22 protein-coding genes and 1 pseudogene are annotated in these 22,043 nt (G+C 58.3%); 7 read left to right on the plus strand and 16 right to left on the minus strand.

Features of this window, described 5'->3' with window-relative positions:
• Positions 1 to 3: 3 nt before the first annotated feature.
• Positions 4 to 1,140, plus strand: coding sequence for an MFS transporter (locus APH28_RS09920; protein WP_060509045.1), 1,137 nt, complete (start codon positions 4 to 6; stop codon positions 1,138 to 1,140).
• A 17-nt stretch (positions 1,141 to 1,157) separates the two neighbouring features.
• Here APH28_RS09920 and APH28_RS09925 read toward each other — a convergent pair whose 3' ends face one another.
• Both APH28_RS09925 and APH28_RS09930 read right to left on the minus strand, forming a co-directional pair.
• Positions 1,158 to 1,985, minus strand: a complete 828-nt coding sequence (locus APH28_RS09925; protein WP_060508897.1) for a hypothetical protein — start codon at positions 1,983 to 1,985, stop codon at positions 1,158 to 1,160.
• 90 nt (positions 1,986 to 2,075) lie between these two features.
• On the minus strand, positions 2,076 to 2,837 hold the full coding sequence (locus tag APH28_RS09930) for an SDR family oxidoreductase (protein ID WP_060508899.1): 762 nt from the start codon (positions 2,835 to 2,837) through the stop codon (positions 2,076 to 2,078).
• 172 nt (positions 2,838 to 3,009) lie between these two features.
• Between APH28_RS09930 and APH28_RS09935 the strand changes: the two genes are divergently transcribed.
• From APH28_RS09935 to kdsA, 3 genes are all read left to right on the plus strand, one after another.
• Positions 3,010 to 4,011 carry an NADP-dependent oxidoreductase gene (locus APH28_RS09935; protein ID WP_060508901.1) on the plus strand — a complete coding sequence of 334 codons (1,002 nt, stop codon included), beginning with the start codon at positions 3,010 to 3,012 and terminating at the stop codon, positions 4,009 to 4,011.
• A gap of 135 nt (positions 4,012 to 4,146) precedes the next feature.
• Positions 4,147 to 4,986, plus strand: a complete 840-nt coding sequence (locus APH28_RS09940; protein ID WP_060508903.1) for a lipopolysaccharide kinase InaA family protein — start codon at positions 4,147 to 4,149, stop codon at positions 4,984 to 4,986.
• 37 nt (positions 4,987 to 5,023) lie between these two features.
• Entirely contained in the window at positions 5,024 to 5,866 is an 843-nt protein-coding gene (kdsA, locus tag APH28_RS09945) for a 3-deoxy-8-phosphooctulonate synthase (RefSeq protein WP_060508905.1), read from the plus strand.
• Between the two features lie 74 nt (positions 5,867 to 5,940).
• Here kdsA and APH28_RS09950 read toward each other — a convergent pair whose 3' ends face one another.
• From APH28_RS09950 to pyrF, 3 genes are all read right to left on the minus strand, one after another.
• Entirely contained in the window at positions 5,941 to 6,204 is a 264-nt protein-coding gene (locus APH28_RS09950) for a DUF3077 domain-containing protein (RefSeq protein WP_060508906.1), read from the minus strand.
• 37 nt (positions 6,205 to 6,241) lie between these two features.
• The gene (locus APH28_RS09955; protein WP_060508908.1) at positions 6,242 to 6,523 is read right to left on the minus strand and encodes a hypothetical protein; all 282 of its coding nucleotides are present in this window, start codon (positions 6,521 to 6,523) and stop codon (positions 6,242 to 6,244) included.
• A gap of 422 nt (positions 6,524 to 6,945) precedes the next feature.
• Entirely contained in the window at positions 6,946 to 7,647 is a 702-nt protein-coding gene (gene pyrF, locus APH28_RS09960; protein WP_060508910.1) for an orotidine-5'-phosphate decarboxylase, read from the minus strand.
• Between the two features lie 183 nt (positions 7,648 to 7,830).
• Between pyrF and APH28_RS28020 the strand changes: the two genes are divergently transcribed.
• Complete coding sequence (locus APH28_RS28020) at positions 7,831 to 7,998, plus strand: DUF2897 family protein (RefSeq protein WP_003252762.1); 168 nt, start codon at positions 7,831 to 7,833, stop codon at positions 7,996 to 7,998.
• 51 nt (positions 7,999 to 8,049) lie between these two features.
• Here APH28_RS28020 and APH28_RS09965 read toward each other — a convergent pair whose 3' ends face one another.
• The 3 genes from APH28_RS09965 to rfbB all read right to left on the minus strand — a co-directional run bounded on the left by APH28_RS09965 (position 8,050) and on the right by rfbB (position 10,541).
• Entirely contained in the window at positions 8,050 to 8,382 is a 333-nt protein-coding gene (locus APH28_RS09965) for a ComEA family DNA-binding protein (RefSeq protein ID WP_060508911.1), read from the minus strand.
• Positions 8,383 to 8,568: 186 nt separating this feature from the next.
• Positions 8,569 to 9,462, minus strand: coding sequence for a glucose-1-phosphate thymidylyltransferase RfbA (gene rfbA, locus APH28_RS09970; RefSeq protein ID WP_060508913.1), 894 nt, complete (start codon positions 9,460 to 9,462; stop codon positions 8,569 to 8,571).
• Positions 9,459 to 10,541: a dTDP-glucose 4,6-dehydratase gene (gene rfbB, locus APH28_RS09975; protein ID WP_060508914.1), complete on the minus strand. Its 1,083-nt coding sequence runs from the start codon at positions 10,539 to 10,541 to the stop codon at positions 9,459 to 9,461. The genes rfbA and rfbB overlap by 4 nt, the downstream gene beginning before the upstream one ends.
• Positions 10,542 to 10,775: 234 nt before the next feature.
• On the opposite strand from rfbB, the gene APH28_RS29125 reads away from it, so the two are divergent.
• Both APH28_RS29125 and APH28_RS29130 read left to right on the plus strand, forming a co-directional pair.
• Positions 10,776 to 11,252: a hypothetical protein gene (locus APH28_RS29125; protein ID WP_060508916.1), complete on the plus strand. Its 477-nt coding sequence runs from the start codon at positions 10,776 to 10,778 to the stop codon at positions 11,250 to 11,252.
• Positions 11,233 to 11,761: pseudogene (locus APH28_RS29130) on the plus strand (DegT/DnrJ/EryC1/StrS family aminotransferase); the annotation flags it as partial. The gene APH28_RS29125 and the pseudogene APH28_RS29130, both read left to right, overlap by 20 nt.
• 80 nt (positions 11,762 to 11,841) lie before the next feature.
• On the opposite strand, the gene APH28_RS09990 reads toward APH28_RS29130, so the two are convergent.
• From APH28_RS09990 to APH28_RS10025, 8 genes are all read right to left on the minus strand, one after another.
• Positions 11,842 to 13,854, minus strand: coding sequence for a nucleoside-diphosphate sugar epimerase/dehydratase (locus tag APH28_RS09990; RefSeq protein ID WP_060508918.1), 2,013 nt, complete (start codon positions 13,852 to 13,854; stop codon positions 11,842 to 11,844).
• 116 nt (positions 13,855 to 13,970) lie between these two features.
• Positions 13,971 to 15,968, minus strand: a complete 1,998-nt coding sequence (locus APH28_RS09995) for a nucleoside-diphosphate sugar epimerase/dehydratase (RefSeq protein ID WP_177334253.1) — start codon at positions 15,966 to 15,968, stop codon at positions 13,971 to 13,973.
• Between the two features lie 49 nt (positions 15,969 to 16,017).
• Complete coding sequence (locus APH28_RS10000) at positions 16,018 to 17,193, minus strand: DegT/DnrJ/EryC1/StrS aminotransferase family protein (RefSeq protein WP_060508920.1); 1,176 nt, start codon at positions 17,191 to 17,193, stop codon at positions 16,018 to 16,020.
• Positions 17,194 to 17,282: 89 nt separating this feature from the next.
• On the minus strand, positions 17,283 to 17,906 hold the full coding sequence (locus APH28_RS28030) for an acetyltransferase (RefSeq protein ID WP_082432285.1): 624 nt from the start codon (positions 17,904 to 17,906) through the stop codon (positions 17,283 to 17,285).
• Positions 17,903 to 18,499 (minus strand): sugar transferase, encoded by a 597-nt coding sequence (locus APH28_RS10010; protein WP_060508925.1) that lies wholly within the window; start codon positions 18,497 to 18,499, stop codon positions 17,903 to 17,905. The genes APH28_RS28030 and APH28_RS10010 overlap by 4 nt, the downstream gene beginning before the upstream one ends.
• Positions 18,500 to 18,543: 44 nt before the next feature.
• The gene (locus tag APH28_RS10015) at positions 18,544 to 19,764 is read right to left on the minus strand and encodes a glycosyltransferase family 4 protein (RefSeq protein WP_060508927.1); all 1,221 of its coding nucleotides are present in this window, start codon (positions 19,762 to 19,764) and stop codon (positions 18,544 to 18,546) included.
• Between the two features lie 6 nt (positions 19,765 to 19,770).
• A complete protein-coding gene (gene wecB / locus APH28_RS10020) occupies positions 19,771 to 20,901 on the minus strand; it encodes a non-hydrolyzing UDP-N-acetylglucosamine 2-epimerase (RefSeq protein WP_060508929.1) in 1,131 nt (376 codons plus the stop codon).
• Positions 20,902 to 20,929: 28 nt separating this feature from the next.
• Positions 20,930 to 22,042, minus strand: coding sequence for a capsular polysaccharide biosynthesis protein CapF (locus tag APH28_RS10025; protein WP_060508931.1), 1,113 nt, complete (start codon positions 22,040 to 22,042; stop codon positions 20,930 to 20,932).
• Position 22,043: the final 1 nt, after the last annotated feature.

Here is a 22,043-nt window from a genome sequence, read left to right on the forward strand (position 1 = left end):
AGCCTGCTGGCCTTTGCCCTGTGCCTGATCACCCTGGCGGTCAACCTGCAGGCCCCGCTCTACATCACCTACGCCGACCTTTCCGGCCAGGGCGCCGCCGCCACTGCGGTGGCCTTTTCCGGTTACGTGCTGGGCGTGCTGCCGGTGCTGCTGGCCTTGGGCGGGCTGGCCGACCGAGTCGGGAGGCGGCCACTGATCCTCGCCGCACTCGCGCTGTCGATGGTTGCCACCCTGCTCATGCTGTTCGCCCCGAGCCTGCAAACCCTCGGTGTGGCGCGCTTGTTCCTGGGCCTCGGCACGGGCCTGGCCTCGGCCACGGCAACGGCGTACATGGCCGAGTTGATGGGTGCCGGCGGCAGCGCCCGTGCCGCCAACTGGGTCACCGCCAGCACCTCGCTGGGGTTTGGCCTGGGCGCCGCGCTGACCAGCCTGTTCTTGCTGCGCGGCCCGAGCCTGACACCCGGCAGCTTCCACGTGCAGTTGCTGCTGGGAGCACTAGCGATGTTACTGGTATGGCGCCTGCCCGACCCTCGCCCGGTACAACGCAGCGCCATGCTGCGCCTGCCCTGCTACCCCCGCGGCAGCGTGGTGTATGGCCTGGCGATTCTGCTGGCCTGGGCCTGCGTCGGGCTAGTGATCGCCCTGCTGCCTGGGATCCTGCGGCAACACGGCTTAAGCGACTGGTCGGGGTTCTCGACCTTCTGCGTGATCAGCTGCGGTCTGCTGTTCCAGCCGTTGGCCAGGCGCATGTCCAGCCGCACTGCCACCTTGCTGGGCATGGCGATCCTGCCGTGCAGCTATGCCCTGCTGGCCTGGGGCGCTGACAGCGGCCGACTGTGGGCGGTGCTGGCCGGCGCGGTGGTGGCCAGCAGTGCCTGTTATGGCTTCATCTACCTTGGCGGGCTGGCGGCGGTGAATGAACTGGCCGGCGCCGAGAAGACACGCGCCAGCGCGGGGTTCTTTCTGCTGGCCTACCTGGGCTTCAGCGTGCCGGTGATCCTGACCGGGGTACTGAGCGACCGCCTGGGCTCGGGCGCGGCCTTGCTGGGGTTTGGTGGGGTATTGCTGGCGGGGTGCATTGCAGTAGCCGGGGCCTTGCAAAGCTTGAGGCCAAGCATGCAACAGGCCAGCAATCCGTAAGCCGTTGCACCGCCGTGTCAGGCTGGGTGGCTACACAGCAAGCCCTGAGGCGCGTGGCCGAGGATCAGGGCCTGGGCCTGATCGAGGGTGATCTTGGGAATGACCGACGCCGGGATTTTCGAGGTGGCAGACAGGTTGTAGACGGCGAATTGCTCGTTCACGACCCGGTCGGCCATCAGTTTCAGCGAAGGCAAGATGCGCCGCTCATACGATTCATCGAGGTGGCAGCGCGAAACCGCCTGGCCTGGGGTTTCATAAAAGCGCCCTACGGACTGATCGAGGTCCACACCCACCAGGAAAACCTTGTTGAACCCCAGATGAAAGGCAAGCTGCAGCGCCGCATAAGCCACCGTACGGGCATCGAAGAAACCTTGCGACAGGTTTTTGCTGAAGCCTACCGAGCGCGAACGGCTGCCCCATACTGCACGGCTGCGTACCAACATCGGGTCAGTGTTGAACAGCGGGGCCAGCAAGCTTGAGCGGGCTGCCTTGGCCAACGGAAAAACCTGCGCTCGGGTCGCTACCGGCAATGCGCTGACTTCACTCGGCCAAATCGCCAGGCGTTGGCTTAGCCTCACCGCCTTGGCGTAGAGCTCGGGCTGCTGCTGGGCGAAACCGGTGTCGGTGCACACATAGAAATAGGGGCGCACGCCGTGCTCCGCGAACATCGAGATCGCGCCATTGACCGTGATCATCGGCACACCGGCAAAATGCTGCAGTGGGAAGCCCTTGGCGGAAGCGCCTGAGGCAACGATGAACACGGGCCCATCGGCTATGCCCCGGCAGGCCGCGAAATCCATTATCGAGGCGCGGCAGGCGGGCTGGTTGGCGCTGACTCTCTCCATGTCGTTATCCAAACGCTGAAGAGCGAGAGTATACACGGCGGATCAGCAAGTTACCTATGCACAGTGGAGGCAGCCTGCCCCGGGCGATGTTCAGATCGCAGTCGCACCGCCGTCCACCGCCAAGCTGTGCCCCGTGGTAAACGCCGCCCCGTCACTGCACAAGTACAGCACCGCACTGGCAATTTCCTCGACCTTGCCGATACGCCCCACCGGGTGCATCGCAGCGGCAAATTCGGCCTTGCGCGGGTCGGCCTCGTAGGCGCGGCGGAACATGTCGGTGTCGATCACCGCCGGGCACACGGCATTCACCCGGATACCCTTCTTGGCATATTCAATGGCGGCTGATTTGGTCAGGCCAATCACCGCGTGCTTGGAGGCGGCGTAGATGCTCATCTTTGGCGCCGCCCCCAGGCCTGCCACCGAAGCAGTGTTGACGATCGCCCCACCCCCTTGGGCCAGCAGCAGTGGCAGCTGGTACTTCATGCACAGCCATACGCCTTTGACATTGACGCCCATGATGGCGTCATATTCCGCCTCGCTGCCCTCGGCCAGGCGCCCCTTTTCGATCTCGATACCGGCGTTGTTGAACGCATAGTCCAGGCGGCCGTAAGCCTCGATGATACGTTCGTGCAGCTGGCGCACCTGGGCGTCCTGGGTCACGTCACAGGCCACGAACAGTGCCTCGCCACCGGCCTGGCGAATCAAGGCCACCGTGGCCTCTCCACTCACCGGATCCAGGTCGGCCACCACCACCTTCTGGCCCTCTCGGGCAAAGGCCAGTGCCGTCGCCCGGCCAATACCCGCCGCGCCACCGGTGACCAGGGCTACCTGGCCAGAAAAGGTCATGCTCATCGTCTACTCCAGAGGGTGAAGGTTGGGCCATGAGTCTAGTCAGCCCACCGCCCGGCTGGGCAGCATCATCAGGGCAACGGTTGGGCTACCATGCTTACCAGTGATTTTGCCGACCAACGTGCATCAGCGGGTTAAATTGACCGCTGTACCTCATCGCCCACAAGGACCTGCCATGACCCAGACCAACCGCCGCTTCCTGCTCGCCAAACGCCCGGTCGGCGCCGTGCGCCGTGACGATTTCACCTTCGAGACGGTACCTGCCGAGGCCCCGGCCAACGGCCAGATCCAGGTGCGCAACCTGTACCTGTCGCTGGACCCAGCCATGCGCGGGTGGATGAACGAAGGCAAGTCATACATCCCGCCCGTCGCCCTCGGCCAGGTGATGCGCGCCCTGGGTGTCGGCGAAGTGGTCGCCTCGAGCCACCCCGACTACAAACCCGGCGATCACGTCAGCGGCGCCCTTGGGGTGCAGGACTACTTCACCGGCGAGCCCCAGGGCCTGCACAAGATCGACCCCAGCCTGGCCCCGCTACCGCGCTACCTGTCTGCCCTGGGCATGACCGGCATGACCGCCTACTTCGCCCTGCTCGAGGTCGGCCAGCCCAAGGCCGGCGACACCGTGGTCATCTCCGGCGCGGCCGGCGCGGTGGGCAGCATCGTCGGCCAGATCGCCAAGCTCAAGGGCTGCCATGTGGTCGGCATCGCCGGTGGCGCGCAAAAATGCCAGTACCTCAAAGACGAACTGGGCTTCGACGGCGTGATCGACTACAAGGCCGAAGACGTGCTGGCCGGCTTGAAGCGCGAATGCCCCAAAGGCGTCGACGTGTACTTCGATAACGTCGGCGGCGACATCCTCGACGCCGTACTGACTCGCATCAATTTCAAGGCACGCATCGTCATTTGCGGCGCCATCAGCCAGTACAACAACAAGGAAGCCGTCAAAGGCCCGGCCAACTACCTGGCGCTGCTGGTGAACCGCGCGCGCATGGAAGGCTTCGTGGTGATGGACCACGCCAAGGACTATGGCAAGGCCGCGCAAGAGATGGCCGGCTGGCTGGCCACGGGCAAGGTCAAGAGCAAGGAGGACGTGGTCGAGGGGCTGGAGACCTTCCCCGAGACGCTGCTCAAGCTATTCAACGGTGAGAACTTCGGCAAGTTGGTGTTGAAGGTTTGAAGTAGCGGGGGCTGCTCAAGCGGCCCTACCGTTCTCCCTATACCCTTGAATGTGAAGGATTTGTTGGAAAATTGTGAAAAACTAGTAATATTGGATCCATTAAAAATGGCATTTTGACACCACAAGGATGAGTGCGTGGTACGCAATACTCAGTTTTGGCAAAACGAATATCCACACACTCTTCGTTATCGCGGCACCACCTTGCATCTGCAGGCCCCCATTGCTCCCCATACCCGGCAAGCCTTTGAGAGATTGATCGATCAGAGCACCAACGCCAGGCGGGTCAGCGCCCCGCTCGGTTGCGCCAGAAGCAAGCTGTTCACCAAACGGGAAAAACTCGACTCATTGCGCAAGAAATGGCGCATGCAGCGCGGCAGTCCCAAGCGTAACGGTCTGTATGACTGGTCGTTGGAGGAACTGATCAACACCCGCGAGGCCAATCGCCGCGGCGCACGAGTACCCGACCTGGTCGGCTATGGCTACACCCGCTCCCGATTAGGCCTGATGCAGGACTTCTTCCTCGTTACCGAACAACTGACCGGCCATGTCGATGGGCTCACAGTGCTGCGAGGAAGCGCTGATGCGGTCCACCGGGTTATCACGGCAACCTTCGAATTGCTGCATGCCCTGCACTGTAGCGGCATCAGCCATATGGACTTGTGGGTGGCGAATGTGATGCTGCCACAACAAGGCAAAGCCCTGGCCATCGACCTGGAGAACAGCTTCGCCGAGCCGACGGCCTTCTCCAGTGAAACGCTCGGTTTTCAGTTCGGCTTTTTCTACTACCGAGAAATTTACCGCTACATAACCGAAGCAGACTATGATGCTGCGGTAGAATGCGCACTGGCCGAGTACTTCCCCGATGTGCAACGCGCTGCTTTCAACCGGGTGTATGCGATTGCCAAACATGAAGAAATCGGGCGTCTGAAACGTCGCGATATCTTCACCAGCGGTGTACTCGAAAGTCGTTGGTAGAGCGCCATCGCTACCCCAGGACTTCATAGAGTAGAAAATGATCAAGATTACCCAGAACATCGAATGTTCCAATACCGCCCCGTTCGTCCTGTTCGGCGGTATCAACGTCCTCGAGTCCGAGGACCTGGCCCTGACCGCGTGCGCCGAGTACGTTCGGGTTACCGAGAAACTGGGCATTCCTTACGTGTTCAAGGCCAGCTTCGACAAAGCCAACCGCTCCTCGATCCATTCCTACCGTGGTCCGGGCATGGAAGAAGGCCTGCGTATCTTCGAGAAGGTCAAGGCCGAGTTCGGCGTGCCGATCATCACCGACGTGCACGAAATCTACCAGTGCGCACCGGTTGCCGAAGTGGTCGACGTGCTGCAGCTGCCGGCCTTCCTCGCCCGCCAGACCGACCTGGTCGTGGCCCTGGCCAAGACCGGCAAGCCGGTCAACATCAAGAAGCCGCAGTTCCTCAGCCCGTCGCAGATGCAGAACATCGTGCACAAGTTCAAGGAAGCCGGTAACGACCAGCTGATCCTCTGTGACCGCGGCACCTGTATGGGCTACGACAACCTGGTCGTGGACATGCTGGGCTTTGGCGTGATGAAGCGCACCTGCGACAACCTGCCGATCATCTTCGACGTGACCCACGCCCTGCAGAACCGCGATCCGTCTGGCGCTGCCTCCGGAGGCCGTCGCGAGCAGGTGGTCGATCTGGCGCGTGCTGGCATGGCGGTTGGTCTGGCCGGGCTGTTCCTCGAGGCTCACCCGAATCCAGACCAGGCCAAGTGCGATGGCCCGAGTGCACTGCCGCTGGACAAGCTGGAGCCGTTTTTGGCGCAGATCAAGGCGCTGGATGATCTGGTGAAAGGGTTCTCGCCACTGGTCATTGCCTGATTCAAGTCTGCGCAATGCAATAGGGCTGGCATGCACTGCATACCAGCCCTTTTTTCAGCCTCTGGACTGCCGCTTCATTGCGCCATGCCCAGCTCAGCATCATCCATCAGGGCCTTGGCCATCGCGCTCAGGTAGTGCGAGGCCCAGATCATCATGGGCTTTTCATCCATCAGGCCGATGATGGTCAGTTCACGGACATAGCCCATCAATTCCGACGCCTGCTCGCGGGCATCCCGGCAGGGAATGCCTGGCTCGATGCGGAACAGTGGATGAGTCTGCTGTTCGCCCTGGCAAAAGGTGGTTTTGCCGACAGTGAATTGGGTGTCGTCTGTGCTCATCGATTGCTCTCCTGAAGTTGGCTTGCCTGTCAGGGCTTCAATGCAGGCTGGTAGACCGCTCCAAGGCCAGTGACAGTGCATCCGCCTGGCCCCAAGCAAGCTGCATGGCGCGCAGCCCATTCACCAACGATTCCCGGGTGCTGTCATCTTCGATGGCATCGAGGGTTCGGTGGCAATGGTTATAGGCGAGCATCAGGTAGTGGGTGACGTTCATCACCACGTGGTCGATGGGGACGATGCCCTCACTGACGGCGTTGGTGAGCGTCTTGTCGGAGGGAAGGTCGAAGTGATGGGGTGGGTCGGGGACGAGCTTTTTCATGAAGACTCCTGAACGCTTGGGACTGCCGCTTCCGTTTCCACAGGAAGGGTGGCAGCTGTACACGGAGTGGAAACCCGAGTGCATTCAGGAAAACTCGGTAGGCACAGGCCTTCCGGGTACAGCCGCCATTAACGACAAACCCAAAATGCTTGATGCGGGTTTCCACACCCGATCGCTGAACTGCCAGCGACCCAGAGAGGCTAAAGGGCAGCGTATTCAGGAACAATCAGACGCGAGTCGACAGGGCTTGTAGGATATTTCCAGCCAGCTGATGCCGCCAGCCTATACGTGTAGGACTCTTCTGAAAATAGAGTAGGAACAGCTATACAGACCCACGCTCATACCGCTACATCCCTTCTGAAGCCTCAAACCTACAGAAACGAAAAAGGGCCGCATCGCAGCCCTTTTTTCGTTGAGTCGGTTTAGCCGCGTATTTCAGCGACCACAGCGGCCAGCGCTTGAGCCGGGTCCGCTGCTTTGCTGATCGGACGGCCGATCACCAGGTAGTCCGAACCAGCATCCAGTGCCTGGCGCGGCGTCAGGATGCGGCGTTGGTCGTCCAGAGCGCTACCCGCCGGGCGAATGCCTGGGGTCACCAGCTGCAGGCCAGGGTGCGCGGCTTTCAACGCCGGTGCTTCCAACGCCGAGCAGACCAGGCCGTCCATGCCGGCCTTTTCCGCCAGCGCCGCCAGGCGCAGCACCTGCTCCTGCGGGTCGACGTCCAGACCAATACCCGCCAGGTCTTCACGCTCCATGCTGGTCAGCACGGTAACACCGATCAGCAACGGCTGCGGGCCGCTACGTTTGGCCAGCTCTTCACGGCAGGCCGCCATCATGCGCAGGCCGCCGGAGCAGTGGACGTTGACCATCCACACACCCATTTCCGCCGCAGCCTTCACGGCCATGGCGGTGGTGTTCGGGATATCGTGGAACTTGAGGTCGAGGAACACCTCGAAGCCCTTCTCGCACAGGGTCTCGACGATGCCTGCAGCACTGCTGGTAAACAGCTCCTTGCCCACCTTCACCCGGCACAGAGCAGGATCGAGCTGGTCGGCCAGCTTGAGGGCGGCATCACGGGTGGGGAAATCCAGGGCGACGATCAGGGGCGTCTGGCAGGCGGACATGGTCAAGGTCTCTTTGGTAATTCGTAAACGGCGCGCATTGTAAACGAAGTGAGCGTGCCTTGGGGGCCAGGGCGCCATCAGAATTGGCCCAGGCAGGTACGGCTCCTATAATTGAACCAACAGACAAGGCTATCGCTCAAATTTTGTACAAGCGAAGCCTTCAACGTGCATAGGAGAACGACAATGCCCTGGTATGCCTGGCTGATACTCATCATAGCCCTCGGCTCGATCGTGGGCGGGTTGATGATGTTGCGCGATACGGCGAAGAAACTGCCGTTGACGGAAGAACAGCTGCGCAAGGTGCATGAACGCAATGCCGAGGCGGATGCCAAGGATGCGCAGGATCGATAGGTTGCAAGCGATGACGCCGGGGCAGACAATTGCCAGCCCCGGCCAGCTAACCTACTCCACCACCAACTTGCCCCGGTTACGCTCCAGCAGCGCGTTGCCTATCCCTTTGATCTCCAGCAGCTCATCTACCGAAGCGAATGGCCCATTGGCGTCCCGATAGGCCACGATCGCTTCGGCCTTCGCTTTGCCAATGCCATTGAGCTCTTTTTGCAACGTCGGCGCATCTGCGGTGTTCAGGTTCAACATGCCGGATGGCGCTTGTATTTGGCTGACCATAGGCACCGGTTCCTTCGGTGCAGTGTCAGTGACAGGCGCGGCGCTGAGTGAAAAAGACAAGCCGGCAAACAGCGGCAACAGCAGGTAATTGAGGACGGTATTACGCATGAAGGTCACTCCTGTGAGTTGAGTTAGAAAGCAGCAAGATCCTTGGCTGCCCACTCAACCTAGCGGCTCACAGGCCATTCTCCCAGCGTTTGTCGCAAAGGAATGGTAACCAGATTAGACGTCACAGCATGTTGCACGCCCGCCAGGTAAAACGTCCCACAGCGAGCGCGCACAGTCCCTTCAGCGTCAGAAGATTGTGTCGCGCAACACCCGTTGCAGGTACAGACCATAGCCGTTCTTCATCAGCGGCGCGGCCAGCCTCTCCAGTTGCTCAGCGTCGATCCAGCGCTGACGGTAGGCAACTTCTTCAGGGCAAGCGACCTTCAGGCCCTGCCGGCGCTCGATGGTGGCGATAAAGCCGCTGGCTTCGAGCAGCGAATCGTGGGTACCGGTATCCAACCAGGCATAGCCGCGCCCCATCACCTCGACGGACAGTTGCTCGCGCTCAAGGTAGAGGCGGTTGAGGTCGGTGATCTCCAACTCACCGCGTGGCGAAGGCTTGAGCCCTTTGGCCATCTCGATCACGTCCTGGTCGTAGAAATACAACCCGGTGACCGCATAGTTGGACTTGGGTTTGAGCGGCTTCTCTTCCAGGCTGATGGCCTTGCCGCGGCTGTCGAACTCGACCACACCGTAACGCTCTGGGTCGGTCACGTGGTAGGCGAACACACTTGCTCCCTCGTTGCGACCCATGGCATCGAGCAGCAGCGACTGGAAGTCATGGCCGTAGTAGATATTGTCTCCCAATACCAGTGCCGACAGGTCGTTACCGATAAAGTCCTCACCGATAATGAAGGCCTGGGCCAGGCCATCGGGTGACGCTTGCACGGCATAGGTGATGTTGATGCCCCACTTGTGGCCATCGCCGAGCAACTGCTCGAAACGCGGCGTGTCCTGCGGGGTGGAGATGATCAGGATGTCACGAATGCCCGCCAGCATCAGCGTGGTCAGCGGGTAGTAGATCATCGGTTTGTCATACACCGGCAGCAATTGCTTGGAAACTGCCAGTGTGGCCGGGTGCAGGCGCGTGCCCGAGCCGCCGGCGAGAATGATGCCTTTGCGTTGCTTGAGTGTGCTCATTTGTCGTGCTTCCCTGAACGGCAGCTGTAGTTCTTTTCTACCCATTCCCGATAACTGCCCGACTGCACGCCCTCGACCCATGCCGCATTGTCCAGGTACCACTGCACCGTCTTGCGAATACCGGTTTCGAACGTTTCACTCGGTTTCCAGCCCAGCTCACGCTCGAGCTTGCGGGCATCGATGGCATAGCGTCGATCATGTCCGGGCCGGTCGGCAACGTAGCTGATCTGCGCCGCATAGGGCTTGCCGTCTGCCCGGGGGCGCAACTCATCGAGCAGGGCACAGACGTGCTCGACGATCTCCAGATTCGGTTTTTCGTTCCAGCCACCGACGTTGTACACCTCGCCCACCGTGCCAGCCTCAAGCACTCGGCGGATGGCGCTGCAATGGTCCTTGACGTACAGCCAGTCGCGAATCTGCTGACCATCGCCGTACACTGGCAGCGCTTTTCCAGCCAGCGCGTTGACGATCATCAGCGGAATGAGCTTTTCCGGAAAGTGCAGCGGCCCGTAGTTGTTCGAGCAGTTGGTGGTCAGCACAGGCAAGCCGTAAGTGTGGTGGTAGGAGCGCACCAGATGATCGCTGGCCGCCTTGCTCGCCGAATAGGGGCTGTTGGGTTGGTACTGATGGGTTTCAGTGAACGCCGGCTCGCCGGCCTTGAGCGAGCCGTACACCTCATCGGTGGACACATGCAGAAACCGAAACGCATTCTGCGTCGCACCATCCAGCCCCTGCCAATAGCTGCGTACCGCTTCGAGCAACTGGAAGGTACCGACCACATTGGTTTCGACGAACGCCTGCGGACCGTGAATGGAGCGGTCGACATGCGACTCGGCGGCAAAGTTGAGTACCGCGCGCGGTTGATGCTCGGCCAGTAGCCGCTGCAACAGCGGACCGTCACCGATGTCCCCGTGCACGAACACATGCTGCGGATTACCCTGCAGACTGGCCAGACTCTGCAGATTGCCAGCATAGGTCAATTTGTCGAGGTTGATGAGGGTTTCGCCCGATTGGTTCATCCAATCCAGTACGAAGTTCGCACCGATAAAGCCGGCGCCGCCGGTAACCAGGATAGTCATGGATTCAGGTCGGCCTCATGCGGGTCGGTAGGAAAGATGCCGTAAGTGTAAACGAGATCGTTGAAAGCGTATCGGCTGGGGCGGGGTTTGGCTTGAGGGGCTAGGCAGCGGACGCACGGACGATGTGAGGCTCATCCTACTGACAACACGTGGAGCAGCGCGTAAAGTGCCTCCATTTTTAAACCAGTGTCTGATCCGTCTTCAACTGTCAGATTCGATAAGGTATTCAACGCCGTGAATGCACTGTTTCGCCGAATATCGATCGTAGCGTGCGCATTCGGTACATTGATGTTGCTGGGATGGCTGCTCAAGTTCAGCGCATACGGAATCGATTTCACTGACGAAAGTTTCTATCTGGTCTGGATCTCCACACCGTATCTCTACAGTGTCTCCACTACCCAGTTCGGCTTTGTTTACCACCCGCTTTATCAACTGCTAGGAGGGGACATCACTGCCTTGCGGCAAGCGAACATACTCATCTGCTTTGCCCTCGCGTGGGGTATGTCGCAAGCGTTTATCAACTCAATTTTGCCAAAGCAATCAGGGGAGCTCCTACTCCGAGCGACATTGAGTGCTGGCCTGGCAACAGCCGTATTACTGATCTTCGATACCTGGCTTGTAACTCCGAGCTACAACAGCCTGACATTGCAAGCGCTGCTGATCACGACAACCGGTTTGCTGATGGCGGCAGCGCGCAGAGATCATTCGTGAAAAAAGGCACCGACCTCAGTCGTTTCTTCCGCGGCGAGGTAGATAAATACACCTAGCAAGAAGTGGGGTCGTCGTTCCTGCCCGGTGAGCTGATCGCAGCGTTTCTCTGGGCGCAACTGGAGGAAGCCGAGCAGATCACCGAAGACCGCCTGGCGATCTGGCAACGCTACCATGACCTGTTACAACCGATGGAACAACAGGGACGCTTGCGGCGGCCAATCATCCCCGCAGACTGCCAGCACAACGCCCATATGTACTACCTACTGCTGGCGCCCGAGATTGACCGCCGACACCTGCTGGCTGAATTGAAGAAAAACGACATCAACGCTGTATTCCACTATGTTCCGCTGCATTCATCACCGGCTGGGCAACGCTACGGGCGTACCCATGGTGGCCTGACGGTGACCGAGGGGCACTCGGAGCGCCTATTGCGCCTACCGCTGTGGCACGGCTTGTCACTGCAACAGCAGGAGCGAATTGTGCGGACAATGCACAACGCCATGGCCTGATTGTCTGCCCGTGCCATTCGCAGAACGACATCTGGCGAGTGGCACGGAGCTCAGATTTTTCTATGCGTCAGGGTGTTGGCTTAGGGTTCAAGCCGGCGCTGCTGGTAGATCCAGTCGACGATCTCCCCCTCAGGGGTATAGCCAATCACGGTTTCACGCAGCAACTGACGCACCCGCACAAAGTCATCATGCGATGCTGCGTCCAGCAACTGCGCCAACGCATCCTTGAGTATCTCCCACTGGATGAAGTCTTCGTTGGCACTCATGATCATCGGGTGCCGCGTGGCAAGCACGTTGTCGCCAATCAGGAGCTCTTCGTACAACTTCTCTCCCGGGCGCAAACCGGTGAACTCGATGGCAATGTCACCCATGGGGTTGCGCTCGGAACGAACACTGAAGCCTGACAAGTGAATCATCTTCTCGGCCAGTTCAACGATGCGAACCGGCTCGCCCATGTCCAGGACGAATACATCCCCGCCCTTGCCCATCGACCCAGCCTGGATGACAAGCTGCGCAGCTTCCGGAATGGTCATGAAGTAGCGGGTAATCTTCGGATGCGTGACCGTGAGGGGGCCGCCAGTCTTCAACTGCTTGTGGAACAGCGGAATCACCGACCCTGACGAGCCCAGCACGTTACCGAAGCGCACCATGGTGAAACGGGTCTTGTTGACTTGCGAGACATTCCCGACATCACCAAACAGTACCGGTGCCAGCTCCCGACTGAGCGCTTGCAGGGTCATTTCGGCGAGACGCTTGGTGCTGCCCATCACGTTGGTCGGACGCACAGCCTTGTCAGTGGAAATAAGCACGAAGTTGGCAACACCAGCCTGCAAAGCAGCCTGAGCGGTATGCAAAGTGCCGATCACGTTGTTAAGCAAACCTTCAGCAATGTTGTGCTCAACCATCGGCACATGCTTATAAGCCGCGGCGTGATAAACCGTGTCGACGTGCCAGGCCTTCATGATGTCCAGCAGCTGCGTCTGGTTGCGCACAGACCCAAGAATCGGGATAAGGCGAATTGCCAGGGATTCACGAGAAATCCGCTGCTCCAGCTCCGACAGGATGTTGTACAGGTTGAACTCACTGTGGTCGAACAGTAGCAAGGTACGCGGCTTCTGGCCGAGTATCTGCCGGCACAGTTCCGAACCGATCGAGCCCCCAGCCCCTGTCACCAGCACTGTCTGTTCCACAATGCAACGCTGCAGCAGGTCTGGCTGTGCAGGTACCGCATCGCGGCCGAGCAGATCGGCAATATCGACTTCGCGAATATCATCGACCTTGACCCTGCCACTGGCCAGATCCATGAATCCGGGGATCGTCCGGACATGCAACGGGAAGCCTTCAAGGAGATTGAGGATCTCCCGCCGACGCGTGCGAGTGGACGATGGAATTGCCAGCAGAATCTCTTGAGCGCCCGTTACGTCGATCAGCCGCTGCAGCTGTTCCGGGTGGTACACCTGCAGGCCGGCAATCACACGGTCGGTAAGGCTAGCGTCATCATCAATGAAGGCAACCGGACGCATGACTTTATCCATGCGCAACGCAGCCACCAACTGGTTGCCTGCTGCACCGGCGCCATAAATAGCGACTTTAGGAAGGCCATCGTCACGGCTGGCGAACGGCACGTGCTGCACTGCAGCACTGAACCAGTCACCCAAGAAGTACTGACGCATGGCCAAACGCAACCCGCCCACCATGATCAAGCTCAACCACCAGTAATTGAAGGTGATCGAGCGGGGTACGACGGCATGGTGGTCGCCCATCCAGTAGATGACCACACCCAGGATCAACGCTGAGAGGGTAACCGCCTTGATGATTGCGATAAGGGCATCGTTGCCGAAATACCTCATTACAGCCCGATAGAGTCCAAACCGTATGAACAACGGGATGGCCACAACGGGAGCACACAAGAACAGCCATGTATGGTTGAGGAGCGGGTTTATCAGATCGCCTATCCCCAGCCTGACCACGAAAGCCATCCACAAAGCGCACCAGACCAGAACGACGTCAGTTACTACCTGAAGCAAGCGCTTGTGCCCGCGCGGCAGCTTCTGCAAGCGTTCTCGAATGCCGTTGCCGACCCTGTTCCCCATGCCGCCCCCAATGCTGTCGAAATTTTAGACGCGGTATTCAGTACTGCTCGACCAGATTGCCTATACGCAAAAAGCGCTGCGTCCGTTTCTACTCCGGCAGCCAGTGCACTGGTATGTTAGGGATTTAGACGATTTTGAAGATGCTTGAAATCCACAATGTCACCTTGAGGGGTATAGCCGGCCACGGTTTCACGCAGGATTTGTCGGATTGTCACGTAGTCGTCCGTTTCGATCGCTGCGAGTAACGCCGTTAGCCGTTGCTTCATGATGTCCCAAGACAGGCGGTCTTCTTGCGCACTCATAATCATCGGATGACGTGTGGCGATCACATTGTCACCAATCAGCAGTTCCTCATAGAGTTTCTCACCCGGCCGCAGGCCACTGAATTCGATCGTGATATCGCCATGGGGGTTGCGTTCGGACCGAACACTAAGGCCCGACAGATGAATCATCTTCTCGGCGAGTTCGAATATTTTGACCGGCTCACCCATGTCCAATACGAATACATCGCCGCCCTGCCCCATGGAACCGGCCTGGATCACCAACTGGGCAGCCTCAGGAATCGTCATAAAGTAACGCGTGATCTTTGGGTGCGTGACCGTAACCGGACCACCGTCCTGGATCTGTTTATGGAACAGCGGGATTACAGAACCCGAAGAACCCAACACATTTCCGAACCGTACCATGGTAAAACGCGTGCGATTGACCTGAGAAACATTATTTTCTTCGCCAAAAAGCACAGGCGCTGCTTCATCGCTCAAGGCTTGCAGCGCAAGTTCGGCCAGTCGCTTGGTACTACCCATCACGTTGGTCGGGCGTACTGCCTTGTCTGTCGAGATAAGCACAAAATTGGCAACACCAGCCTGCAATGCAGCTTGAGCCGTATTGAGGGTGCCGATAACATTGTTCAGCACGCCCTCGGCGATATTATGCTCGACCATGGGTACATGCTTGTAGGCAGCGGCGTGATATACCGTATCGACCTTCCAGCTGCGCAACACATCCAGCAGTAACTTGGGATTACGTACCGAACCCAGTATTGGCAACAACCGCGTGGGCAAGCCTTCGCGAATGATGCGCTGCTCCAGTTCCGACTGAATACTGTAGAGGTTGAACTCACTGTGCTCGAACATCAGCAAGGTCGTCGGCGACAGGCTCAGGATCTGCCTGCACAACTCGGACCCTATCGAGCCGCCTGCCCCGGTGACCAACACCGTCAGCCCTGCGATGCAGCGCTCCAGCAAGTCTTCCTGTGCTGGCACTGTATCTCGACCCAGCAAATCAGCAATATCAACTTCCTGGATATCATCCACCTTGACCCTGCCACTGGCCAAGTCCATGAAACCTGGGATACTACGCACATGCAGCGGAAATGACTCAAGACAGGTCAGGATTTCCCGGCGACGGGCCCTGCTGGCAGAAGGAATTGCCAGCAAAATCTCTTGCGCCCCGGTAACGTCCAGCATTTTTTCGATATGCTCAGGCCTGTAGACCTGCAAACCCGAAATCACTCGGTCGGCAATGCTTTCGTCATCGTCTATAAATGCCACCGGGCGCATCACCTTGCCCATCCGTAGCGCCGCCACGAGCTGGTTGCCGGCAGCACCAGCGCCGTAGACGGCGACCCGGGGCAGACCGTCCTGCCGGTTGGTGAATGGTACATGTTGCGCAGCAGTGAACCAGTCGCCGAGAAAGTACTGACGCATTGCGAGGCGTAGTCCGCCCACCATGATCAGGCTGAGCCACCAGTAGTTGAAAATGACCGACCTTGGCACCAGGTGTTCATGGTTGCTGTACCAATACACCACAAGCCCCAGAATCAACGCAGACAAGCTGACAGCTTTGATGATTGCTATCAGGGCTTCGTTGCCAAAGTAGCGCATGACCGCCCGGTACATGCCAAAGCGAATAAACAGCGGAATGGAAACGGCAGGCGCCGCCACAAACAGCCATGCATGTTCCGCAACCGGGTCGGCCAGCTCATCGATACCCAACCTGACCAGGAAAGCCAGCCACAGGGCGGCCCACACCAGCAGAATATCTGCTACCAACTGCACAAGGCGCTTGTGACGCCTTGGCAACGCCAGCAACCAAGCGCGCAGTCTATCAATCATGCTTGCACTTCCATGCCATTCTTCACAAAGCTCCTACAGTTGCAGAGTGTCACGCTGCTGCCAATGCCATTACGTCTTTCAGTGCCTGGCAGGTTTTTTCTATTTCTGCAGCACTCAAGGTCGGGTGCACCAGGAACATCAGGCTGGTTTCCCCCAACTCCCTGGCAACACTCAGGTGCGGCTCTGGGCGCCAGTTGGTGCCATCAAATGCTTTTTCCAGGTAGACCTCCGAACAGGAACCGGAGAAGCAAGGCACACCGCGTTCCATGATCGCCCCCAATATACGGTCACGCGACCATTCCGGGCGTAATGCACCAGGCTCGACAAAAACGTAACACTTGTAAGCTGCATGGCCGATTTCATGCCCCGGAACAGGCACGCGCAAGCCCTTGAGCCCCTTCGCACAGTTCCAGATAGCGCTGGAATTTTGCATACGTGCCTTGCTCCAATCAGGCATGCGGCGCAGCTGAATTCGCCCAATAACCCCTTGCATCTCCATCATGCGCCAGTTAGTGCCGAAGCTCTCGTGCAACCAGCGGAAACCGGGTGCATGCTCGCGCTGATAAACCGCCTCCCAGCTTTTCCCATGATCCTTGAACGCCCACATCCTTGCCCAAAGCTCACGGTCGTTGGTAGTGACCATACCACCTTCACCACCGGTGGTCATGATCTTGTCCTGGCAGAACGACCAAGCGCCGACATGGCCAATTGAGCCAACAGAACGCCCCTTATAGCTTGCACCGTGCGCCTGTGCACAATCCTCGATCACTTTCAGGTCATGCTGTGCCGCCAATGCCATAATCGGATCCATGTCGCATGGCCAACCGGCAAGGTGCACGCAGATCACGGCACGGGTACGCGGCGTCAATACCGCGCGGATGGTTTCGACAGTGATATTTTGCGTATCCCTGTCGACTTCTGCAAAAACCGGTACCGCCCCGGCGTTGACAATGCTGGACACCGAGGCGAGGAAAGTACGCGGAGTGACGACAACCTCGTCTCCCTTGCCAATGCCCAACGCATTTAATGCCAAGTCCAACGCGACGGTGCCGTTGGCCAGGGCTACAGCATGCGCGGTACCGGCCCAAGCAGCGAACTCCTGCTCGAACTGGCGGCATTCCTGGCCTGTCCAGTAATTGACCTTGTTGGACAGCACAACATCACGAACTGCATTGGCCTCTTCATCGGTGAATGATGGCCAAGGGGCAAAAGAAGTATTCAACACAGTGATCTACTCGCTATCCACAATTTTCGACAAGGCTGGCGACTTGCCGCGCCAGCCACAAATGCTTGGTTCATTAATGCTGATCGCGGTCATTTGCCGACTGCTCGTGCAGGAACCCCAATAACAGTCTGGTCATCTGCAACAGCCGAAACCACAGCTGCACCAGCGCCAACCGTGACACGCGCGCCAATGGTGGTCAGTTGACGCACGCTCGCACCAATGCCAACCCAACTTTCGTCGCCTACCTGCACCTGACCTGCCAGACGCGCACCAGGGCTGACATGAACAAAAGCCCCAAGGCTGCAATCATGGTCCACACTGCAGCCCGTATTGAGGATGGCACCGTCACCTATCTCGCAAAACGGGTTAATCACAGCAGTGGCAAACACTACGCTGCCTGCCCCCATGTGCGCATGCTTGCTGACTACGGCAGTTGGGTGGACGATGGTCGCCATCACGGCGCCAGCCTGCACAAGCTGCTGCTGCTTAGCTCGGCGGATGACATTATTGCCGATCGCCACGACCACACCCTCATAAGTATCAACTGCTGCGAGCAACTGCGCACTACCCCCAACAACCGACCACACGCCACAAGCGGTACGCTCAGGCCAGGCATCGTCAAAGAAGTCGATGTGCCCCCAACCGCACAACGCTGCAGCATCGGCCACTACCTTTCCGTGGCCACTGGCCCCTAGAATCGCCAGCCGGATCATTTTCGCGAACCGGTAAATTTGGGCATGGTGACCTCGCCTTGCGCACTGATGCCGTCACGTACAATCACTTTTTTCACCGTCAGGAAGATGATTCCAAGGTCAAGCCAGAACGAGCGTTTATCTACATACCAGACGTCCAGCTTGAACTTCTCCTCCCAGCTCAATGCATTGCGGCCATTGATCTGCGCCCATCCGGTAACGCCCGGGCGTACATCGTGACGCCGCCGCTGCTCGGTGTCGTACAACGGCAGGTACTCCATCAGTAACGGGCGTGGGCCGACCAGGCTCATATCTCCTTTTACGACATTCCACAACTCGGGCAGCTCATCGAGACTGCTCGAACGCAAGAAGCTACCGAAGCGGGTCATGCGCTGGTCGTCAGGGAGCGGGTTGCCCCGGCAATCGACCGCATCGCGCATCGTCCGGAACTTGACCATCTGGAAAGGCTTGCCATGCATACCCGGGCGTACTTGACGGAACAATACCGGTGAGCCGAGCTTGCGCCTGATCATCATCGCCACAATGACGAATACTGGCGACAGCACTATCAGGCCTGCCGTCGCAGCAACAACATCGAACAATCTTTTCAACATCTCAATACCTAACCCAATTCATCGGCCCGACCCTGGTTTCACCATTATTTGCCCAAGCGCCTGAAATGTTCGCCAAAGCGTTGTACACCCACTTTCAAAGAGAGCTCCTGACTATAGTACTCCGCACCTCTCTGGCCCATCTGAGCCCTGGCCTGCTCAGTCAGCACACTGAGTTCGATACAGGCATCCGCCAGCGCTTGAGGGTTTTGCGGCTCGGCAATCACTCCGCAGCCTGCATCGCGCACCAGCTGCGCCCCATCACCTTCCACTGCCATGATCAGCGGCTTTCCGGCAGCCATATAAGCTTGTGTCTTCGAGGGTATGGTTATGGTGAAGAGCGGGTCCTTCTTCAGGTGCACTATCAACGCATCAGCACTCGCCAGATACGCCCCAACCTGTGCCATAGGTACGCCCGGTAAAAAAACGACGTTGTCAAGCTGCCTTTGCTGTGCAATGGCTTGCAAGCGCGAAACCTCAACGCCGCCACCGAGAAAGACCAGCGATACATTAGCCTCCCGTTGCTTGAGAATCACAGCCGCCTCGATCAGCGCATCAAGCGCTTGCGCCTTGCCCATGTTGCCGGCGAACAACACCCGGAAGGTGTCGGCAGTCGGGAAGTTGCCAGGCTTGGCTGCATCCACGGTACAGACCATCTCCTCGGCGCACCAGTTGTAGATCACATCGATCTTTGCCGCCGGGACACCGCGTTCGATCAACAACCGCCTGAACCCAGGCGAAAGCACCACGATCTGGTCGACACGGCGATACACCCAGTCGCATACCCGGCTGACCAGCCGAAGAGCCTTCTCGTTGGAAAACATGCCGGTAGCCTTCAAAGTATCCGGCCACATGTCCTGAATGTCATACACCACCGGTACTCTACGAAACATCCGTATGAGTGCAGCCGACATGCCGACCGTCAACGGGGGGTGGTAGGCATAGATGACATGCGGCTTGCGCGCACCAAACAGCCCGTAGAGCAGGCTGGTCGCCGCAAAACTTGCATAATTCAGTACGCGCCCGATGCCACTTTGCCCATGGCTGGGATAGAGCGGCACGCGTGTTACCTTGATGCCATCGATCACTTCACGCTGAATGAGCTTGACCTTGTATCCCGAGTACAATTTGCCACCCGGGTAGTTGGGGAAGCCGGTAACAACTTCCACTTCAAAGCCTTGGGCCACCAGTTCGCGGGCAAACACCAGTCCCTTGAACGTCGGCTCCGGGTCAAACCATTGAGTTAGCAGTAGAATGCGCGTGGCCATGGCAGATCAGTACCTTCTCCAGACGGTACGCATTACATAGTCACGGTAGCTGTGGATAATTCGCACCACCTTCTCCGACACATTCGGCATGCTGTAGTCTTCTACCAGGCGTAGGCCTCGGTTCTCGCCACGTGGCTGTGTCTGCAGCAGCGCCAGCCCCTGCAGCACGCGCGTCACATCCAGGCCGGTCATCATGACTGCGGCCTCCTCCATACCCTCAGGACGCTCATGTGCTTCACGCAAGTTCAGTGCCGGGAAATTGAGGATCGACGATTCTTCGTTGATGGTGCCACTGTCTGACAAGACCGCCTTGGAAGCCAACTGCAGCTTGTTATAGTCAGTGAAGCCCAACGGCTTGAGCAGGCGAACGTTGGCGTGAAACTTGACACCCAGCGCATCGACACGTTTCTGCGTGCGGGGATGGGTTGAAACAATCACCGGCAGTTTGAACTCGGCGGCCACGGTATTGAGCACGTCCACCAGCTTCAGGAAGTTCTTGTCCGACTCAATATTCTCTTCGCGGTGTGCGCTGACGACAAAAAACTGCCCCTCTACCAATCCAAGACGCTGCAATACGTCGGAAACCTCGATCGACGGACGATAATGGTTTAGCACCTCGAACATCGGGCTACCGGTCTTGATCACCATGTCTGGCGGAAGACCCTCGCGGAGCAGGTAGTCACGTGCAATGGTGCTGTAAGTGAGGTTGATGTCAGCCGTATGGTCGACGATGCGTCGGTTGATCTCTTCAGGGACACGCATGTCGAAGCAACGGTTGCCTGCCTCCATGTGAAAGGTCGGGATCTTTCGGCGCTTGGCCGGGATCACCGCCATGCAGCTATTGGTATCGCCCAGAACCAGCAGCGCTTCAGGCTGCACCTCGGCCAGCACGCGATCCACCGCAATGATCACATTGCCGATGGTCTCTGCCCCGGAGGCTCCGGCCGCATTGAGGAAATGGTCAGGTTTGCGGATACCCAAGTCCTGAAAAAAGATTTCGTTCAGTTCGTAGTCATAATTCTGACCCGTATGCACCAGCACCTGTTCACAATGCTGATCGAGCGCGCTCATGACCCGCGACAGGCGAATAATTTCCGGACGGGTTCCAACAACAGTAACAATTTTCAGCTTTTTCATACTGTCCTCATTTCACGCGACACCCGGGTCACGGGCATACCGGCAACGCATAAGTATCAGGGTGTTCGCGATCGAAAATTTCATTGGCCCACAACATGACGATCATTTCGTCATTTCCGATGTTGGTAATGTCATGGGTCCAACCTGGGACTGTCTCGACGATGGTCGGAGACTCGCCACTGGTCTGAAGTTCGTAGAATTCTTCGGTGACGACATGGCGAAAACGGAAGTTTGCCTTGCCTTTGATCACCAGGAACTTCTCGGTTTTGGAATGGTGATAATGGCCACCACGCGTTATGCCTGGATGAGCCGTAAAGTACGAAAACTGGCCGGCTTCAGGCGTTTTCAGCATTTCAACGAAAACACCGCGTGGGTCGCCGTACTTGGGTACTTCATAGGCAAATGTTGCAGGCGGTAGGTAGCTCAGGTAGGTGGAATACAGTGCACGCACAAGGCCCACACCTACGTTTTCGGTAATCAGCGTCGAGCGGCTTTCACGGAAATTGCGCAGTTGCACAGCCAATGCGCCCACCGTGGTGCTATAGACCGGTTCCACTTCGACCCTGCCACTGCCCACGCTCTCGCCATCCATGACAGCCAGGAACTTGCTGACTACGTCGTCCACATAGACCAAGCTCACGACTGCAGAGGCATCATGAATCTGGATCGGCAGATCATTAGCAATATTGTGGCAGAAGGTCGCTACCGCCGAATTGTAATTGGGGCGTGCCCACTTACCAAACACGTTAGGCAAACGGAAGATATAAACATCATTGCCATGCACCCGAGTCAGCGCAGTCAACGCCTGTTCGGCTGCCAATTTGCTGTGCCCGTAAGGGTTGTCTCGTTCTGCCTGGATAGACGAAGTATAAAGTACCGGAATGTTCCGCCCGGACGCTTTCACAGCCTCGCACAACCGCTGAGTCAGTTCGCTGTTGCCACTGCCAAACTCAGCTGGATCCTGAGGGCGATTTACACCGGCCAGGTGAAAGATGAATTCGGCTTGCGCCACCTTGGCTTCCAACGCCTGCAGGTCGTCGCCACGCGCGTAGAGAATGACTTCAATGTCCTTGCGTTCGCGCAAATGAACAAGCAGGTTACGGGCGATGAAGCCGTTGCTTCCAGTGACCAGAACCTTCATG

It is taken from the genome of Pseudomonas sp. NBRC 111124 (genome assembly GCF_001320245.1).
Taxonomy (GTDB): Bacteria; Pseudomonadota; Gammaproteobacteria; order Pseudomonadales; family Pseudomonadaceae; genus Aquipseudomonas.

What these genes read in the sequence shown, in the direction of transcription:
- APH28_RS09925 (WP_060508897.1), bottom strand. Translation starts at nt 1,985, where the DNA reads ATGGAGAGAGTCAGCGCCAACCAGCCCGCCTGCCGCGCCTCGATAATG.
- APH28_RS09930 (WP_060508899.1), bottom strand. Translation starts at nt 2,837, where the DNA reads ATGAGCATGACCTTTTCTGGCCAGGTAGCCCTGGTCACCGGTGGCGCG.
- APH28_RS09935 (WP_060508901.1), top strand. Translation starts at nt 3,010, where the DNA reads ATGACCCAGACCAACCGCCGCTTCCTGCTCGCCAAACGCCCGGTCGGC.
- kdsA (WP_060508905.1), top strand. Translation starts at nt 5,024, where the DNA reads ATGATCAAGATTACCCAGAACATCGAATGTTCCAATACCGCCCCGTTC.
- APH28_RS09950 (WP_060508906.1), bottom strand. Translation starts at nt 6,204, where the DNA reads ATGAGCACAGACGACACCCAATTCACTGTCGGCAAAACCACCTTTTGC.
- APH28_RS09955 (WP_060508908.1), bottom strand. Translation starts at nt 6,523, where the DNA reads ATGAAAAAGCTCGTCCCCGACCCACCCCATCACTTCGACCTTCCCTCC.
- pyrF (WP_060508910.1), bottom strand. Translation starts at nt 7,647, where the DNA reads ATGTCCGCCTGCCAGACGCCCCTGATCGTCGCCCTGGATTTCCCCACC.
- APH28_RS28020 (WP_003252762.1), top strand. Translation starts at nt 7,831, where the DNA reads ATGCCCTGGTATGCCTGGCTGATACTCATCATAGCCCTCGGCTCGATC.
- APH28_RS09965 (WP_060508911.1), bottom strand. Translation starts at nt 8,382, where the DNA reads ATGCGTAATACCGTCCTCAATTACCTGCTGTTGCCGCTGTTTGCCGGC.
- rfbA (WP_060508913.1), bottom strand. Translation starts at nt 9,462, where the DNA reads ATGAGCACACTCAAGCAACGCAAAGGCATCATTCTCGCCGGCGGCTCG.
- rfbB (WP_060508914.1), bottom strand. Translation starts at nt 10,541, where the DNA reads ATGACTATCCTGGTTACCGGCGGCGCCGGCTTTATCGGTGCGAACTTC.
- APH28_RS09990 (WP_060508918.1), bottom strand. Translation starts at nt 13,854, where the DNA reads ATGGGGAACAGGGTCGGCAACGGCATTCGAGAACGCTTGCAGAAGCTG.
- APH28_RS09995 (WP_177334253.1), bottom strand. Translation starts at nt 15,968, where the DNA reads ATGATTGATAGACTGCGCGCTTGGTTGCTGGCGTTGCCAAGGCGTCAC.
- APH28_RS28030 (WP_082432285.1), bottom strand. Translation starts at nt 17,906, where the DNA reads ATGATCCGGCTGGCGATTCTAGGGGCCAGTGGCCACGGAAAGGTAGTG.
- APH28_RS10010 (WP_060508925.1), bottom strand. Translation starts at nt 18,499, where the DNA reads ATGTTGAAAAGATTGTTCGATGTTGTTGCTGCGACGGCAGGCCTGATA.
- APH28_RS10015 (WP_060508927.1), bottom strand. Translation starts at nt 19,764, where the DNA reads ATGGCCACGCGCATTCTACTGCTAACTCAATGGTTTGACCCGGAGCCG.
- wecB (WP_060508929.1), bottom strand. Translation starts at nt 20,901, where the DNA reads ATGAAAAAGCTGAAAATTGTTACTGTTGTTGGAACCCGTCCGGAAATT.
- APH28_RS10025 (WP_060508931.1), bottom strand. Translation starts at nt 22,042, where the DNA reads ATGAAGGTTCTGGTCACTGGAAGCAACGGCTTCATCGCCCGTAACCTG.